The organism is Nocardia gamkensis NBRC 108242 (assembly GCF_001612985.1).
Classification (GTDB): Bacteria; Actinomycetota; Actinomycetes; order Mycobacteriales; family Mycobacteriaceae; genus Nocardia; species Nocardia gamkensis.
Window position 1 is genome coordinate 17,711 of sequence record NZ_BDBM01000063.1, and the last position, 18,908, is coordinate 36,618.

At 72.8% G+C, this 18,908-nt stretch carries 1 protein-coding gene (cut by a window edge); it reads right to left on the reverse strand.

Annotated features, from left to right (window positions below; translation table 11 throughout):
- Positions 1-18,908 carry the 3' portion of a non-ribosomal peptide synthetase gene (locus NG1_RS31340; RefSeq protein WP_062976900.1) on the reverse strand. Its footprint extends 6,370 nt past the window's final position, so only the last 18,908 of its 25,278 coding nucleotides appear in the window; the start codon falls outside the window, past its right edge; it ends in the stop codon at positions 1-3.

Below are 18,908 nucleotides of genomic sequence, written 5' to 3' on the forward strand. Positions count from 1 at the left end.
CTAGGGGCGCTCGGTGTCCGCCAGTGCCGCTGTGAGGACGTGGCCGATCCGCGCCAGCGCGGACTCCGAGGTCATCCGCCAGTGCGAGGCGTGCACCGCGTGGTTGTGCACGGTGCCGTCCACGGCGTCGGCCCAGCTCGCGGCGCCCGCGGCGCCGGTGGGATCGTCCAGCGCGGCGGTGAAGTACAGCAGGTTGCCCTTGTACGGGCGGGGGCGGTAGCGCCGGATCAACTCCAGTGACCCGGCCCCCGCGCTCAGCACTCGGTCGAGGCGGTCGGCGCCGAACGAGGCGAACGGCTCGGGCAGTTGCGCGAGCCTGCGCGCGAGCCGGGGCAGGTCCGGTTCGGCGTCCCCGTCATCGGCCGCTTCGCCGAGCAACCCGCCGAGCAGATCGGCGACCGGCAGGGCGGTGGCCTCCTCCGCCTCGACCCGCAGCGAGCTGTCCATCATGGCCAGGACCGCGACCCGCTGGCCCTGCTCCTGCAACTGCGTCGCCACCGCGTGTGCCAGCACGCCGCCGAGCGACCAGCCGAGCAGGTGGTAGGGCCCCTCGGGCTGCACGGCGCGGATCTCCCGCACGTACCGGCGCGCCCAGTCGTCGATGGACTCCGGAAGGGCCTCGCCCGGGTTCAGCATCGGCGACTGGATGCCGTACACGTCCCGCTCCGGGTCCAGGTGCGCCGCGAGACCCGCGAAGGACCAGGCCACACCACCGGCGGGATGGATGCAGAACAGCGGCTCCCGAGCGCCGCCGGTGCGCAGCGCGAGCACGACGTCGAACGCGGCGGCCGCGTCGACCCGGCCGCGACCGCGGCGGTGCTGCTCCAGCTGGGCGATCAGACGCGCCGGCGTCGGCGCGGCGAACAGCCAGAGCACCGGGATCTGCTCGCCCAGCGCCGCGCTCAGGCGGGCGGCCAAGCGGGTGGCCAGCAGCGAGTTGCCGCCGCGCTCGAAGAAGTTGTCGTCCAGGCCGACCCGCTCGGCGGCGAGCACCTCGGCGAAGTCCGCGCACACGGCATGTTCCAGATCGGTCCCGGGCGCGCGGGATTCCCGCGCGTGCGGCTCCGGGCGCGGCAAGGCCGCGCGATCGACCTTGCCGTTCGCGGTGAGCGGCAAGGTCTCCAGTTGCCGCAGTTGCGTGGGCACCATGTAGCTCGGCAGGACATCGGCCAGCGCGGCGCGCAGCGCGCTCGGGTCGAGCCGCTCGGCGGCGGTGAAGTAACCGGCCAGAACGGCGTTCGCGCCGTCGGTGTCGTAGGCGAGGACGATCGCCGCGCCGATCTCGGGCCGCGAGCGCAGGGCGTGCTCGATCTCGGCGAGTTCGATGCGGTAGCCGCGGATCTTCACCTGGAAATCCCGCCGCTCGACGTACTCGAGGTTGCCGTCGGCGGCCCAGCGCACCATGTCGCCGGTGCGGTACAGGCGGGCGCCCGCCGGCCCGAACGGGTCGGCCACGAACCGTTCCGCGGTGAGTTCGGTTCGGCCGTGATAGCCACGGGCCAGTTGCGCGCCGCCGAGGTACAGCTCACCGGTCACCCCGGCGGGCACCGGGTGCAGCCGGTCGTCGAGCACGTAGACCCGGCTACCGGATTGGGGCGTGCCGATGGGCACCAGCGCTTGCCGGATATCGGTTTCCGCACGGAACCGCGTGACCGACACCGCGGCTTCGGTGGGGCCGTAGAGGTTGTCGATCCCGGCCGCGGTGAGCGCCTCGACCCGCCGCACCGTCGCGGCGGGCAACGCCTCGCCGATGACGAGCAACCGGCGCAGCGAACGCGGCAGCATGCGCTCGCCGGAGGCTTCGGCCAGCATCGCCAGCAGCGAGGGCACCAGGGTCAGCGTCGTCACCGACGCGCGGCGAACCAGGTCGAGCAGGCCCGCCGGGTCGCGCTGCGCGTCCTGCGGGGCGAGCACCAGCCGGGCTCCGGTTCGCAACGCCCACCAGTACTCCCACACCGACAGGTCGAAGGCGGCCGAGGTGAGCACCAGCGCCGCGTCGTCCGTGCCGAGCGCGTATTCCGACTGCATCCAGTCCAGCTGATGCGCGACCGCCACGTGCGGCACCGCCACCCCCTTCGGCACACCGGTGGAACCGGAGGTGAAGATGATGTACGCGGTGTTCGCGGGCGAGAGCGCGGCGATCCGTTCGTCGTCGCGCACCGGGTGGTCGGCCACGGTGTCGGCGACGGTCGAGATATCGAGCACCACACCGTGTTCCGATGCCGTCACGGGCAGCATCGGCTCGCGCGCCGAGGTGAGCACCAGGTGCGGTCCCGCGGCGGCGAGCACGCTCGCGGTGCGTTCCAGCGGATGCGCCGGGTCCAGCGGCACGTACGCACCGCCTGCCGTCACCACCGCGTACATCGCGACGAGCAGGTCGACGCTGCGCGGAATGGCCAGCGCCACCGGCGCCTCCGGGCCGATCCCGCGTGCGATGAGCACCCGGGCCAGGCGGTTGACCCGCGCGGCGAACTCCGCGTAGGTGAGGGTGGTGGCGTCGTCGACGATGGCGACCGCCTGTGGCGTCCTGGCCGCCTGCGCCTCGAACGCGGCGATCAGCGTCGTCGGGGCGAAGGCCTGCCCGGCTCGGTTCCAGGTCACCAGCACGCGCTCGGTCTCGGCCGGGTCGAGCAGCGCGAGATCACCGACGGGCAGCCGCGGGTCCGCGCACACCGCGTTCAGCAGCCGTTGCAGGCGGGTGGCGAACCCGGCCACCGTGGACTCGTCGAACAGGGCGGTGGCGTAGGTGAGCGAGGCCGCCATGCCCGCCGGGGTTCCGCCGGGGCCGTAGCGGTCGGTGACGACCAGGTGCAGATCGAACTGGGCGACCTCGGAGTCGAAATCGGCGGCGGTGGCGGTCAATCCGTCCAGCGAGAAATCGGCTTCCGCCTGGTTGTGGAAGGAGAAGCCGACCTGGAACAGCGGATGGCGGGCGGTGGACCGCTCCGGGTTGAGCACCTCGACCAGGCGCTCGAACGGCACGTCGGCGTGCGCGAAGGCCGCGACATCGGTGGCGCGGACGCGAGCGAGCAGGCCCGCGAAACCCTCGCCCGCGTCGACCCGGGCCCGCAGGACCAGCGTGTTGACGAACATGCCGACCACGTCGTCGAGTTCGGCCGCTCCGCGCCCGGCCACCGGCGTGCCCACCGCGATGTCCGCGGTGCCCGAGAGGCGGGCGAGCAGCACCGCGAACGCCGCGTGCAGCACCATGAACAGCGTCGCACCGGATTCGCGGCCGAGTTCGGTCAGCCGGGCGTGCACGTCCGGGGCGATCGCGAAATCGACGTGCCTGCCGCGCGTCGCGAAGACGGCGGGGCGCGGGCGATCGGCGGGCAGGTTCAGCTGCGCGGGCAGATCGGCCAGCGTCTCGGTCCAGAACCGGATCTGACGCGCCAGCAGCGAGGCGGGATCGTCCTCCGCGCCGAGCAGTTCGCGCTGCCACACGCTGAAATCGGTGTATTGCACCGGAAGCGGCGACCAGTCCGGCGCGGCTCCGCGTCTGCGTGCCGCGTAGGCGAGCATGACGTCGCGGGCCAACGGCGCCAGCGACGAGCCGTCCGCGGCGATGTGGTGCACCACGACGACGAGCACGTGCTCGGTCACCGGATCCGCAGCGGCGCCGTCGACCGGAGCGAACAGCCGGGCGCGGACGGGGACGGTGTCGGTGACGTCGAACCCGCCGCCGACGAAGTCGGCCACCGCCGCGGCGAGATCGTCGGCCGCGACGGCGATGGGCGCCAACACCGGTGTGCTGTCGGCGACCGGCAAGACGACCTGCACCGGCCCGGACGCGTGCAGCGGGTAGACCGTGCGCAGCACGTCGTGGCGGGCGACGACGTCGCCGATCGCGGCGTTCAGCGCCGCCACATCCAGCTCGCCGGTCAGGCGCACCGCCAGCGGGATGTTGTAGGCGGTGGACTGCCGATCCAGGCGGTTGAGGAACCACATGCGCTGCTGCGCGAGCGAAAGGGGCACCGGGCCGGTCAGCGCGCGCCGGGTGAGCGCGGGGCGGGGAGCCGCACCGGAGGCGATCTCGAGCGCGCGGGCCAGCGCGGCGACCGTCGGGTGCTCGAACACCGCGCGGACGCCGACGGCGACCGCCAGCCGGTCCCCGAGTCGCGCGGCCAGCTGGGTCGCGGTCAGCGAGTTGCCGCCGCGAGCGAAGAAGTCGTCGTCCGCGCCGACGCGCTCGAGTCCGAGGACCTCCGCGACCGTTCGCGCCACCGCTCGCTCGACCTCGGTGCCGGGCGCGCGGAACGGCGCCGCGCGAAGCTCGGGCCGCGGCAGCGCGGTTCGATCCACCTTGCCGACCGGAGTCAAAGGCAGTTCGTCCAGTACCAGCAGGCTGCTCGGCACCATGTACCCGGCGAGCGAGCGAGCGGCGTGCACCAGCAGATCGGCGACGACGATCGTATGGCCGGGGGCGGCGACGACGTAGGAGACGAGCGACACCGCGCCCGAGGCGTCGGTGTGGCCCACGGTGACGGCCGTGCGCACCGTCTCGTGTGCCGCGAGCACGGCGTCGATCTCACCGAGTTCGATGCGCAGGCCGCGCACCTTCACCTGCTGATCCGAACGCCCGACATAGCGCAGTGCGCCCGACCGGGTCCAGCGCACCAGGTCACCGGTCCGGTACAGCCGTCCGCCGGCGGGGCCGTAGGGGTCGGCGACGAACCGGGACGCCGAAAGCCCGGGCCGCGCATGATATCCCCGGGCCAGGCCGGGTCCGCGCAGGTACAGCTCGCCGGTGACGCCGACCGCCACGGGCCGCAGCCTGCGGTCCAGCACCAGCGCGGACATGCCGTGGATCGGCGTGCCCAGATCGAGGGGATCGCCGGGCCGCAACGCCGCGCTGATCGTCGCGATGACGGTGGTCTCGGTGGGGCCGTAGGTGTTGTGGAACGACCGGCCGGGCGCCCAGTGCCGCACCGTGTCCGGGCCGTAGGCCTCGCCTCCGACGGTGAGTTGCCGCAGGCAGCTCAGCTCGGCCGGGTCGAGCGTCGGCAGGACCGCCGGGGTGAGGAACGCGTGCGTCACCCGCCGGTCGCGGATGAGCGCGGTGAGTTCCGCGCCGCCGTAGACGCCCGGGGGCGCGATCACCAGCGCGGCTCCGGCGGACAGGGCCAGCAGCAGTTCGAGCATGGATGCGTCGAAGCTGGGCGAGGCCACGTGCAGGACGCGCGCGGCGGCGGTGACCGTGTACCGGTCCCGCTGCGCGAGGGCGACTCCGGCGAGGCCGCCGTGCGTGGCGACCACGCCCTTGGGGGTGCCGGTGGAGCCGGAGGTGTAGATCATCCAGGCCGGGTTCTCCACCCGCACGGGGCGGATCAGCTCGGCGGCATCGATCGGTGCTCCGCTGTTGCGGCGCATCCGCGCCGCCGTGGACGGCGCGTCCAGCACCAGCCAGTCGACGGCACCGGGCAGTGCCGCGCGGCAGGTGGCGATCGTCAGGCCCAGCGCCGCACCGGAATCGGTGAGCATGTGCGCGATCCGCTCGGCCGGATAGGTGGGGTCGACCGGGACGAACACCGCGCCGGTCTTGGCCACCGCCCACACCGCGAGCACGGAGCTGATCGAGCGCGGCACCGCTACGGCCACCACGTCCTCGGCGCCGATTCCGTGTCCGATGAGCATGCGCGCCAATCGCGACGACTGCTCGTCCAGCGTCCGGTAGGTCAGCTGCCGGTCGCTCGCGACCAGCGCGACCGCGTCCGGGTCGAACGCGACCGCGACGGCCATGAGTTCGGCCAGCGTGTGCGGTGGCACCGGCGCGTCGCCCCGGCGGCCGAGCAGGTCGGCGCGCTCGGCGGGCGCCAGCAGGTCGACCGTGCCGATCGGCGCGTCCGGTCGCGCCGTGAGCGCGCCGAGCAGCCTGCCGAAGCGGCGCAGCACGGCGCGGGCGGTGGCGCCGTCGAACAGGTCGGTGGCGTAGTCCAGTTCGACCGCGAGATGACCGTCGGCGTCCGGCTCGGCGGACACGGTGAACTGCCAGTCGAATCGGGCCACCGGCTCGTCGAATTCGACGGCGGTCAGCTCGAGGCCCGGCACGGTGAAGGGGCCGGTTCCGGCGTTCAGGTAGCTCAGCGCCACGGTGAACAGCGGATGCCGGGCCTGGGAGCGCTCGACGCCGAGTTCGTCGACCACCCGGTCGAACGGCACGCCCGCGTGCTCGAAGGCGGCGAGATCGACGGCTCTGGTCCGGGCGAGCAGGTCGGTGAAGGAGCGGTCCTGGTCCGGGCGGACGCGCAGCACCACGGTGTTGACGAACATGCCGACCAGGTCGTCCAGGGCCGCCGCGCCGCGGCCTGCCACCGGAGTGCCGATCGGGATGTCGTCGGAGCCCGACAGGCGAGCCAGCAGGACGGCGAGCGCGGCGTGGACCACCATGAACGGCGTCGCGTCGTGTCGCGCGCCCAGTTCGGCGACGCGCGCGGCGACGCCGCCGCCGATTCTGGCCCGCACGTTCGCGCCGCGCCCGGTCGCGACGGCCGGACGTGGACGGTCGGCGGGCAACTCGAGTTCGTCGGGCAGGTCGCGCAAGGTCTCGGACCAATACGGAAGCTGTTGCGCGACGGTGTTTTCCAGCTCGGAGTCCTGCCAGAGAGCGTAATCGGGGTACTGGGCGGCGAGAGCGGGCCAGACCGGGCGGGAGCCGAGGACGCGGGAGAGATAGGCCGTCAGCAGGTCGCGCAGCAGCGGGCTCATCGAGTAGCCGTCGGCCGCGATGTGGTGCACCACGGCGACCAGTACGTGACTGGTGGCGTGCTCGCGCAGCAGTGTGGCACGCACCGGGACCTCGGCGGTGACATCGAAACCGGCGGCGCGGATTTCGGCGATCCGGTCCTCGACGGCACGGCCGTCCGGCGCTTCGACCGTCAATCGCACGGCGGCGCTGTCCGGCGGCAGGATCACCTGGTGAGCCGCACCGGTCGCGTCCGCCGGGTACAGCGTGCGCAAGCTCTCGTGCCGCGCCACGACGTCGGCGAACGCGGCCACCAGGGCGTCGACGTTCAGTTCGCCCTCGATGCGCAGCGCGACGGGGATGTTGTGGGCGGGCGAAGCCGGATCGAGCCGGTTGAGGAACCACATGCCGCGCTGGACGGGCGCGAGCGGAATCCGTTCCGGCCGTGGCCCGGCCACCAGCGGCACCACCCGCTCGGTCGCGGCGGCGTCCGCGGTGAGCAGTTCGGCCAGCGCGCCCACGGTCGGCGCCTCGAACAGCAGCCGCACCGGGACGCGGCGACCGAGCCGGTCGCCGATCCGGGCCAGTACCCGGGTGGCGCTGAGCGAGTTGCCGCCCAAGGCGAAGAAGTGGTCGTCGAGGCCGATCGGGCCGGAGCCCAGCACCGATTCGACGGCGTCGGCCACCACGCGTTCGGCGGGCGTCACCGGGGCGCGGTAGGCGACGCGGTCGAACACCGGTTCCGGCAGCGCCTTACGGTCCAGCTTGCCGGAGGCGTTGAGCGGGAAGGCGTCCAGCGTGACCAGCGCCGAGGGGAGCATGTACGACGGCAGCGCGGCCGCGGCGGCGCGCAGCACCTCGGCATCCGACAGCACCGCGCCCGGGTCGGCGGTGAGGTAGCCGACCAGGTGGTCGTCGCCGGTGACGGTGGTGACCACCCGGGCCGCCGCCTGCGCCACCCCCGGCGCGGCCGCGAGGGCGGCCTCGATCTCGCCGAGTTCTACGCGCTGGCCGCGGAACTTCACCTGGAAGTCGGTGCGGCCCAGATACACCAGTTCGGCGGTGTCGCCGCCGGCGTCCCAGCGCACCAGGTCGCCGGTGCGGTACATCCGCTGCCCCGGTGCGCCGAACGGGTTGGCCACGAAGCGGTCCGCGGTGAGATCCGGCCTGCCGTGGTAGCCGCGCGCGAGCTGGACGCCCGCGAGATACAGCTCGCCCGCGACGCCGGGCAGCGTCGGGCGCAGCCGCGAATCCAGCACGTAGACCCGGCTGTTCCATTCCGGGTTGCCGATCGGCAGGACGGTGCGGACGCTCTCACCCGTCACGTCGCGGTGGGTGATGCTCACCGCCGCTTCGGTCGGGCCGTACAGGTTGTGCACCCGTGCGGCGCTCACCGCGCCGAACGCCCGCACGGTCTCGGCGGGCAGCGCCTCGCCGATGACGAACACCGTGTGCAGCGACTCGAGTGCGCCGCTGTGTCCGGCGGCCGCGACGTGCCCGGCGAAGACGCTGAGCATCGACGGCACGAAATCGGTGATGGTGACTCGTCGTTCGGCGATCACCTGGGTGAGGTAGCCCGGGTCGCGGTGGCCGTCCGGTGCAGCCAGCACCAGTGTGGCACCGACGCGCAGGGGCAGGAAATAGCCCCACAGCGACACGTCGAACGTGGTCGCGGTCTTTTGCAGGTACACGTCGTCGGCGGTGAGGCCGTATCGCGATTGCATCCAGGTCATCTGGTTGACGATCGCCGCGTGTGACACGCTGACGCCCTTGGGTTTTCCGGTGGATCCGCTGGTGAAGATCACATAGGCCGGGCTGCCGGGGTGGATCGGCGCGGAACGTTCGTCCGCCGCGATGGGGTCGTCGGAGTAGCCGTCCAGCGCGATGGCGTCGACCAGGACGGTGGCGACGGACGCGCCCGCGTCGATCCGATCGGCCGTCGTGGTGAGCACGGCCACGGGCCGCGCGGTCTCGAGGATGTGCGCGATGCGCCGCGCGGGGTGGTCGGGGTCGATCGGCACGTACGCGCCGCCCGCTTTGAGCACGGCGTACATCGCGATCACCAGCTCCGGTGAGCGCCGGATCGCCAGCGCCACCAGCGATTCGGGGCCGACGCCCGCCGCGATCAGGTGGCGGGCCAGCCGGTTGGCGCGCCGGTCCAGATCGCCGTAGGTCACGGTGGACGCCGGCGTCGCGCTGTCGGGCACGAACACCAGCGCCGGGTCATCGGGCGTCGCGGCGGCCTGCGCCTCGAATTCGTCGAGCAGCAGTTCGTCGGCCAGGGCGGTGTGCGCGGAGTCGTTCCACTCGGTGACCACGCGGTGCAGTTCGCCCGTGCCGAACAGATCGATGTCGCCGACCACCTGTTCCGGGTCGGCGGTGACCGCGGCGAGCAGGCGGGCGAAGCGCGCGCCGAAGGTCTCGACGGTGGCGGCGTCGAACAGATCGGTGGCGTAGGTGAAGCGCAGCGCGTCGCCGGTGACGGTGAGCTGGAGGTCGAACGGCGTTGTCTCGTAGTCGAATTCGTGCTCGGACACGGTGACGCCCGCCATGTCCAGGGTGACCGGCGCGAGGTTCTGGAAAAACAGCGCGATCTGGAACAGCGGGTGCCGGGCCTGCGAGCGCGGCGGGTCGAGCGCCTCGACCAGGCGCTCGAACGGCACATCGGCGTGGGCGAAGGCGTCCAGGTCGTGCTCGCGCACCCGGCGCAGCACGGCGGCGAAGGTGTCCGAGCCGGGGACCCGCGCGCGCAACACCACGGTGCTGACGAACATGCCGACCAGATCGTCCAGCGCCGCGTCACCGCGGCCCGCGACGGGCGCGCCGATCGCGATGTCGTCCGTGCCGGACAGCCTGGCCAGCAGGGTGGCCAGCGCGGCGTGCACGACCATGAACGGTGTGGCCTCGTAGCGCGCGGCCACGGCGGCGATGCCGTCGCCCACCTCGCCGGGCAGCGTCGTGGTCGTGCTCGCCGCGGCGTGCGAGGCGATCGGGGGGCGCGGGCGGTCGGCGGGCAGGTCGAGCTGAGCGGGCAGCGCGCGCAGCGTCTCGCGCCAGTACGCCAGCTGCCGCGCGGCCACCGAGCGCGGGTCGTCCTCGGCGCCGAGCACTTCGCGCTGCCAGAGCGCGTAGTCGGCGTATTGCAGGTCGAGTTCGGTCCAGACCGGGGCGGTGCGCGTCGCGCGGGCCGCGTAGGCGGCGGCCAGATCGCGGGCCAGCGGCCCCATCGAGAAGCCGTCGGCCGCGATGTGGTGCACCACCAGGGCCAGCAGGTGATCGCGATCGGACCGGGTGACCAAGCCGATGCGCAGCGGCACCTCGGCGGCGAGGTCGAAGGGGGCGGCGACGAACTGCCGCAGCGCGCCCGCCGCCTCCAGCACCTGGATCGCCGGAACGTGGGTGGCGTCGAGAATGCGCTGGTAGCCGATGCCGTCGTGGTCGGGGTACACGGTGCGCAGGGTTTCGTGCCTGCCGACCAGGTCGCCGACAGCGGCGGCGAGGGTGTCCGGGTCCAGATAGCCCGTGAGGCGGACCACCACGGCGATGTTGTGCACGGTCTCGGCGGGATCGAAGCGGTTGAGGAACCACATGCGCTGCTGCGCGGGCGAGAGCGGTACGCGTTCCGGACGCGGCCGCGGCGCGAGCGCGGGCTCGGCGCCCGTGCCCGCCAGCCGTTCGGCCCGCGCGGCCAGCGCGGTCACGGTCGGCGCCTCGAACAGCAGGCGCACCGGGATCTCGGCGTCCAGTTCGGCGCCCAGCCGAGCGGCGACCCGGGTGGCGATCAGCGAGTTGCCGCCGAGAGCGAAGAAGTCGTCGTCCGCGCCGACGCGCTCGACGCCGAGCAGCGCCGCGACGATCCGCGCGACGGTCGCCTCGACGCGGGTGGCCGGAGCCCGGTAGCCCGCGGTCGCGAACTCCGGCGCGGGCAGTGCGGCCCGGTCCAGCTTGCCCGAAGCGTTGACCGGGAACCGCTCGACGACGACGAACGCCGTGGGCACCGCATACGCGGGCAGTTCGGCGCTCAGCGCGGCACGCACCTGCTCGGTGTCGATCGTGTGGCTGCCCGAGGCGACCAGGTAGGCGACCAGCTGATCACCCGACCGCTCGTCCGAACGGACCAGCACCACCGCCTGCGCGACCGCGTCCACCGCCAGCAGCGCCGATTCGACCTCGCCCGGCTCGATGCGCAGACCGCGCAGCTTCACCTGGAAGTCCGTCCGACCCAGGTACTCCAGTTCACCGTCCGGCCGCCAGGCCACGAGGTCGCCCGTGCGATACATCCGCGCTCCGGCGGGCCCGAACGGACCGGCCACGAACCGATCGGCGGTCAGTTCGGGGCGCGCCACATAACCTTGCGCCAGCTGCGCGCCTGCCAGGTACAGTTCCCCCGGCACGCCGACGGGCACCGGCCGCAGCCGGGCGTCCAGCACCAGCAAGCGGGTGTTGGCCACCGGCCTACCGATCGGCACGGACACCAGGTCCTCGTCGGTCACCTCGTGATAGGTGACGTCGACAGCGGCCTCGGTAGGGCCGTACAGGTTGTGCACCCGCGCTCCGATCAGCTCTCGCGCCCGCTGCGCGGTAACCGCGGGCAATGCCTCGCCCGATGCGAAGACGCTGCGCAGCGTAATGCACTCACCCGTGCGTGGCTCCGCCAGGAAAACCCCCAGCATGGAGGGCACGAAGTGCACCGTCGTGACGCGCTGCTCGACGATCACGCGAGCCAGATAGGCCGGGTCGCGATGACCATCTGGACGAGTGACCACCAGCCGGGCGCCGAAAGCCAAGGGCCAGAAAAACTCCCAGACGGAAACATCGAAGGTGGCGGGGGTCTTTTGCAGCACCACGTCGTCGGCGGCCAGCGGATAGGCCGACTGCATCCATGTGAGGCGATTCACGATCGCCGCGTGGGTGACCGCGACGCCCTTCGGGCGTCCGGTCGATCCCGAGGTGAAAATCACATAAGCGGTGTGCCCGGGCGCGGGTGAGCCGAGCCGGTCGAGAGCGGTCAGCGCAGCGGTGGAGTAGCCGGTCAGGTCGAGCCGGTCGATCCGGACCTGTCGTGCCGCGCCCGCGTCCAGATCGAGGCCAGAGGTGAGCACGCACACCGGTCGTGCGGTCGACAGCACGTATTCCAGCCGCTCGGCCGGATGGTCGGGGTCGAGCGGGACGTACGCGCCGCCCGCGAGGGTGACCGCGTAGATGCCGAGCACCAGGTCCAGCGACCGGCGCATGCCGAGCGCGACCGGGGTGCCGGGGCCGACGCCCTGCCCGGCCAGCCAGCGCGCCAGCTGTCGCGCCCGTCCGGCGAACTCGGAGTACGTGAGCGTCGCGTAGCTACTCATGTGGGGGTGGTGGTCGGGCGACGAGTGGGCCATGATGTGCCCCTCGACCGTGACCGCGGGCGCGTCCGGGGTCTCGGCCACCTGCGCCTCGAACAGCGAGACCAGCGTGGCCGCCGGGTCGACGGCGGCCGCGGTGTCGTTCCATCGGTCGAGCACCAGCGCCCGCTCGGCGTCGGCCAGGAGTTCGAGGTCGCCGACCCGCACCGAAGGATCGGCCACCGCGGCCCGCAGCACCCGCGCGAAGCGAGCCCCGAACGTCTCGACGGTGGCCCGGTCGAACAGGTCCGTGGCGTAGCGCAGCACACCGCGCAGCGCGTAACCGGTCTCCGCGCGGTGCTCGGTCAATTCCACGGCCAGGTCGAACTGGGCGACGCGATTGTCCAGCGGATAGGCCGACACGGTGAGACCGGGCAGGCGCAGCACGGTGTCGTCGTGCTGCTCGAAGGTGAGCAGCGTCTGCACGATCGGCGAATGCGCCTGCGAGCGGACCGGGTTCAGCTCCTCGACCAGGCGTTCGAAGGGAAGGTCGGCGTGGGCGAAGGCCCGCACATCGGCCTCGCGCACGCGAGCGAGCAGTTCGGCGAAGGACGCGTCCGCCGCGATCGGCGTGCGCAGCACGAGGGTGTTGACGAACATGCCGACCAGGTCGTCCAGCGCTTGTTCGCCGCGTCCCGCGACCGGGGTGCCGATGGCGACGTCGTCCACTCCGGCCAGCCGCGCGAGCAGCGCGGCGTAGGCGGCGTGCAGCACCATGAACATCGAGACCCCGCGCCGGCGAGCGAGTTCGGCGATCGAGCCGGTGAGGTCGGCGGGGATCGCGAATTCGACGGTGGCGCCGCGCCCGGAGGCCACCGCCGGGCGGGGGCGGTCGGCGGGCAGCTCCAGCACCGGCGGGAGTCCGTCGAGTTCGGCCCGCCAGTAGGCGATCTGGGTCGACAGCGCCGAGTCCGGATCGTCCGCGGACCCCAGCGCGGCGCGCTGCCAGAGGGTGAAGTCGGCGTATTGCACGGGCAGCGGACGCCACGACGGCGTCTCCCCGGCTGCGCGCGCGGTGTAGGCCGTCATGAGGTCGCGGGCCAGCGGGGCGGTGGAGACGCCGTCGGCGGCGATGTGGTGGACCACGACGGCGAGCAGGTGATCGTCCGGCGCGACGCGGAACAGGCTCGCCCGCACCGGGATACGTGTGCACAGGTCGAAACTCGCGGCGGCTACCGCGAGTACCGCGCCACGCAGGTCCGGCTCGGTCACCTCGATCGGGTGCAGCGGCAGCTCGGGCACATCCGCGCCGCTGAGCACCACTTGGGTCGGGCCGTCGGCATCCGCGGGGAAGACGGTGCGCAGCGATTCGTGCCGATCGATCACGTCGCGCACGGCAGACCGCAACGCCGCCTCGTCCAGCGCACCGGTGAGCCGGATGGTGATCGGGATGTGGTACACCGCCGAATCCGGATCGAGCCGGTGCAGCAGCCACATGCGGGTCTGCGCCAGCGACAACGGGATTCGAGCGGGACGCTCGGCCGGGGCGAGCGCGGGCCTTGCGGTATCCGGGCGCTCCGACCGGGCGACCCGCGACGCCAGCCCCGCCACGCTCGGCGTCTCGAACACCTCGCGCACGGTCAGCGCGCACCCGAAGGCGGCGTTGACCCTGGCGACCAGCCGCATGGCCAGCAGCGAATTGCCGCCGCGGGCGAAGAAGTCGTCGTCCGCGCCGATCCGCGCCGCACCGGTCAGGTCGGCGACCAGCGTGGCGAGCACCGCCTCGGTCCCCTCGCGCGGCGCGCGGAACTCCCCTGCGGTGGAGGTGAGTTCGACGGCGGGCAGCGCCGACCGGTCGAGCTTGCCCACGGTGGTCAACGGCATCTCGTCGAGCACGACGACATGCGTGGGCACCATGTACGCGGGCAGCTGGGCGCGCGCCTCGTCGAGCACCGTCTCCGGCGCCACGTCCGCCCCGGTGACGTAACCGACCAGGCATTCCTGTCCCGCGCTGTCGCGGGCCACGCGCACCGCCGCGTTCGTCACGCCGGTCGCGGCGGCGAGAACCGCCTCGATCTCGCCCAGCTCGATCCGCTGGCCGCGCAACTTGACCTGGAAGTCGTTGCGGCCCAGATACACCAGATCGCCCTCGCGGTTCCAGCGCGCCAGGTCACCGGTCCGGTACATCGTGCGGCCGGGCACCCCGAACGGGTCGGCGACGAATCGTTCGGCGGTCGGCCCCGGGCGGGCGTGATACCCGCGCGCAAGTTGGTCACCCGCGAGATACAGCTCTCCGGTGACGCCGATCGGCACCGGGCGCAACCGGGCGTCCAGCACGTAGGCCCTGGTGTTCCAGCACGGGCGGCCGATGGCCACGTCCCGGCCTGCTCCCGCGTCGGCGTCGGTGAACTCGTGGTAGATCGCCGAGATCGCCGCCTCGGTGGGGCCGTAGGCGTTGTGCACCGCGCCGTCGAAGCTGCCGCGCAGCGCGGCGAGCAGGTCCGGGGTGAGCGCTTCGCCGCCGCAGTGCAGGTGCCGGAACGACCGCAGCGCGTCGCCCATGCCCTCGCCGAGCAGCGCGGCCAGCACCGAGGGCACGTACTCGGCGATGGTGATGCGGTGTTCGCGCAACAGGTCCGCGAAGTAGGTCAGGTCCAGGTGCCCGCCGGGGCGGGCGATCACCAGCGGCGCGCCGACGGCGATCGGCAGGAAGCATTCCCACACCGACACGTCGAAGGTCAGCGGCGCGCGTTGCAGGATGCGGTCGGACGCGGTGACCCGGTAGCGGAATTCCAGCCACCGCAGCTGGTTCATGATCGCGCGGTGCGTGACGGCCACGCCCTTCGGCCGCCCGGTGGAGCCTGAGGTGAACAGCACGTAGGCGGTGTTGTCCGGCCGCAGCGCGGCGACGCGCTCCGCATCGGCGACCGTGCCGTCGGCGACGCCGTCGAGGTCGAGATCGGCGAGATCGAGGACGGCCACACCGTCCAGCGCGGGCAGCGTCGCGCCGCCCGCGATCAGCACCAGCCGCGGCGCGGCGCTTCCCACGATCCGCGCCAGGCGTTCGGCCGGGTGCGCCGGATCGATCGGCAGGTACGCCGCGCCCGCGCGCACGATCGCGTACATCGCCACGAGCATGTCGATCGAGCGTGCGGCGGCCAGGCCGACGATGTCCTCCGGGCCCACACCCGCCTCGATCAGCCTGCGGGCCAGCCGGTTCACCCGGGAGGCGAACTCGGCGTAGGTCACCGCCGCGTCCTCGAAGCACACGCCGACGCGCTCGGGCGTGGCGGCGACGCGGGCGGTGAGCAGGTCGTCCAGCGTCTCGGCGGGCAGCGCGTGCGCGGTGGCGTTGCGGTCCGACAGCAGCATGCCGCGTTCGGCCGGCGACATCAGTTCGACCGCGCCGACCGGGATGCGGGCGTCGCGCGCCATCGCGCACAGCACGCGTTCGAACGCGGCGAGGAATCCGGCGACGGTCGGTTCGTCGAACAGGTCGAGCGCGTAGTGCAGGTGCACGTCGATACCGTCCGGCGCGCCGTCGGCGGTGTAGCGGTCGGTCAAGGTCCAATCCAGGTCGAGCTGGATCGGCGCCGCGCCCACCTCGAGCGCGGCGATGGCCAGCCGGTGCAGCCGGAACTCCGGCGCCGCCTGGTTCTGCAGGGTCAGCGCGACCTGGTACAGCGGGGCGTGCGCCTGCGAGCGAACGGGGTTCAGCACCTCGACCAACTGCTCGAACGGCACCGCCGCGTGGTCGAAGGCGGCCAGGTCGGCCGCGCGCACGGACGCCAGCAGTTCGCCCAGGGTCGCGTCCGGGCGGACCTCGGTGCGCAGCACCAGCGTGTTGACGAACATGCCGACCAGCTCGTCCAGCGCTTCCTCGCCGCGCCCCGCGACCGGCGCGCCGATCACCACGTCCGCGCCCGCGCCGTAGCGGCTCAGCAGCACGGCCAGCGCGGTGTGCAGCACCATGAACGGCGTCACCCGGTGCGCGGCGGCCAGGTCGTGGATCCGCTCGTGCAGAGCGGCGTCCAGCCGGCCGGTCAGCGCGCCGCCCCGGTTGGTGGCCACCGCCGGACGCGGCCGGTCGGACGGGAGCGTCAGCACCTCGGCCAGCCCGGCCAGCCGATCGGTCCAGTAGGCCAACTGGCGCGACAGCACCGAGGCCGGGTCGTCGGCCGAGCCGAGCGCGGCACGCTGCCAGATCGCGAAGTCGGCGTACTGCACCGGCAGGGAACTCGGCGCGGGCGCCATGCCCGCGCACCGTGCGACGTAAGCGTTGGCCAGGTCCCTGGTCAGTGGCGCGAAAGACCAACCGTCCGCGGCGATGTGATGGACGACGAACAGCAGGATGTGAACCTGCTCCGCGCCCGGCCGGTCGTCCTCGACGCGCAGCAGACGGACGCGCAGCGGCACCTCGGCGGTGACGTCGAACCCGGTGCGCGCGGCGGCGGTGACGAGTTCGGGCACCTGCTGCGCGGGAACCGGCCGTGTGACCAGTTCGACCAGTCTCGTCCCGGCGGGAAGCACCAATTGGGTCGCGCCGTCGTCGTGTTCGGGATAGATCGTGCGCAGCGTCTCGTGCCGGGCGATCACGTCGGCGATCGCCGCCTCCAACGCGGGCACGTTCAGCGCCCCGGAGAGGCGCAGCGCGAACGGGATGTTGTACGCGCCGCTGGTGGTGTCGAACCGGTTCAGGAACCACATGCGCTGCTGGGCGATCGACAACGGGATCGGGCCGCCGCGCTCCTGCGGCGTGAGCGGCGGCAGCGCGACCGCGGTGGTCTCGACGGGGCCGTCGATGGTGATCCGCCGCGCCAGCGCCCGCACCGTGGGCGCGTCGAAGATCGTGCGCACCGCCACCTCGGCGCCGGTGGCCTTGCCCAGCCGCGCGGCCAGCTGGGTGGCGCTGAGGGAGTTGCCGCCGAGTGCGAAGAAGTCGTCCTCTGCGCCCACCTCGGTCACCCCGAGCAGGGCTTCGAAGGTCTCGGCGACAAGCGTTTCCGCCGCGCCCGCCGGGGGCAGGAAGGCCGCGGGCGCGAGCACGGGCGCGGGCAGCGCGGATCGGTCCAGCTTCCCGGAAGCGTTCACCGGCAACCGGTCCAGCACCACGAACGCCTGCGGCACCATATAGCCGGGAAGCCGCTGGGCCACCGCGTCGCGCACCGTCGCGATCTCGACCGGTGCGTCCGTCGCGAGGTAAGCGACCAGTTGCTCGCCCGTGCCGCGATCGTCGCGTACCGCAGCGGCGGCCTGGGTCACGGCGGGCGTCGCGAGCAGCGCCGACTCGATCTCGCCGAGTTCGATGCGCAGGCCGCGGAGCTTGACCTGGGAATCGGTGCGGCCGAGGAATTCCAGCTCGCCCGCGCGGGTCCACCGCACCAGATCGCCGGTGCGGTACATCCGTTCGCCGGGCGGACCGAACGGGTCGGCGACGAACCGGTCACCGGTGCGGCCGGGACGGCCCAGATAGCCGCGCGCCAGCTGGACACCCGCGAGATACAGTTCGCCGGGCACGCCCTCCGGCACCGGCCGCAGCCGGGCGTCGAGAACATACGTCCGGGTGTTCCAGATCGGCTTGCCCATCGGCACGGACTCGAAGTCGGTGTCGCACACCGCGTGGAAGGTCACCTCCACCGCGGCCTCGGTGGGCCCGTAGCCGTTGTGCACCCGGGCACCGGTGAGTTCGCGCATCCGGTGGGCGACACCGACCGGCAGCGCCTCACCGGAGCAGAACACCTCGCGCAGCGAAGGCGCGTCGAACTCGCCCGCCACGAAGACGGCCAGCATGGACGGCACGAAGTGCGCCGCGGTGACGCCCTCGGCACGGATGAGGCGCGCCAGGTACGCCGGGTCGCGATGCCCGTCCGGCCGCGCCAGCACCATGCGCGCGCCGACCTGCAACGGCCAGAAGAACTCCGGCACCGACACGTCGAAGGTGGCGGGCGTCTTCTGCAACAGGACATCCCCCGGCCCGAGCGCGACGTACGCCGACTGCATCCAGCGCAGCCGGTTGACGATGCCGCGATGGCTCATGGCCACGCCCTTCGGCGTTCCGGTCGAGCCGGAGGTGAACAGTACGTAGGCGGTGTTGTCCGGGCGCAGCGCGGCGCGCCGGTCGGCGTCGGTGAGCGGGGTGTCCGGGTAGCCCGACAGGTCCAGCCGGTCGATCCGCGTCTCGGGCAGGCCGCAATCGAGTTCCGCGCCCGCGGTCAGCACGCACACCGGCGCGGCCGTTTCGAGGATGTGCGCGGTGCGCTCGGCCGGATGGTCGGGGTCGATCGGCAGGTAGCCGCCACCCGCCGCGACCACCGCGTACATGCCGACCACCAGGTCGACGGAACGGCGCATGCCGAGCGCCACCAGCGTTTCCGGGCCGACGCCCCGGCTCACGAGCCACCGCGCCAAGCGGTTGACCCGCCCGGCGAACTCGGCATACGTCAGTGTCGAGGAGTGGTGGTCCGACGACGAGTCGGCCGGTGTCGTCACGTCGAAGGTGATCGCCGCGGCGTCCGGGGTGCGTTCGGCTTGCGCGGCGAACAGCGAGGCGAGCGTGTCGGATTCGGGCAGCGGATGCGCGGTGGCGTTCCATTCCCCCAGCACCCGCGCTCGTTCGGCGTCCGACAACAGTTCGATGTCACCGATGCGCGCCCCTGGATCGGCCGTGGCGGCGGCGAGCACGCGCCGGAACCGATCGGCATAGGACTCGGCCGTCACGGCGTCGAACAGGTCGGTGGCGTAGCGCAGGGTGGCCGACAGGCCCGCCGATTCCGACCGCTCCGCCACCACCAGGTGCAGATCGAACTTCGCACCGTTGTCGGGAATCTCGACCGGGCGCACCGACAGCCACGGCACCTCCATGGCCTGTCCGTCGAAGGCGGACGTCGCGGCCTCGAAGCTGAACA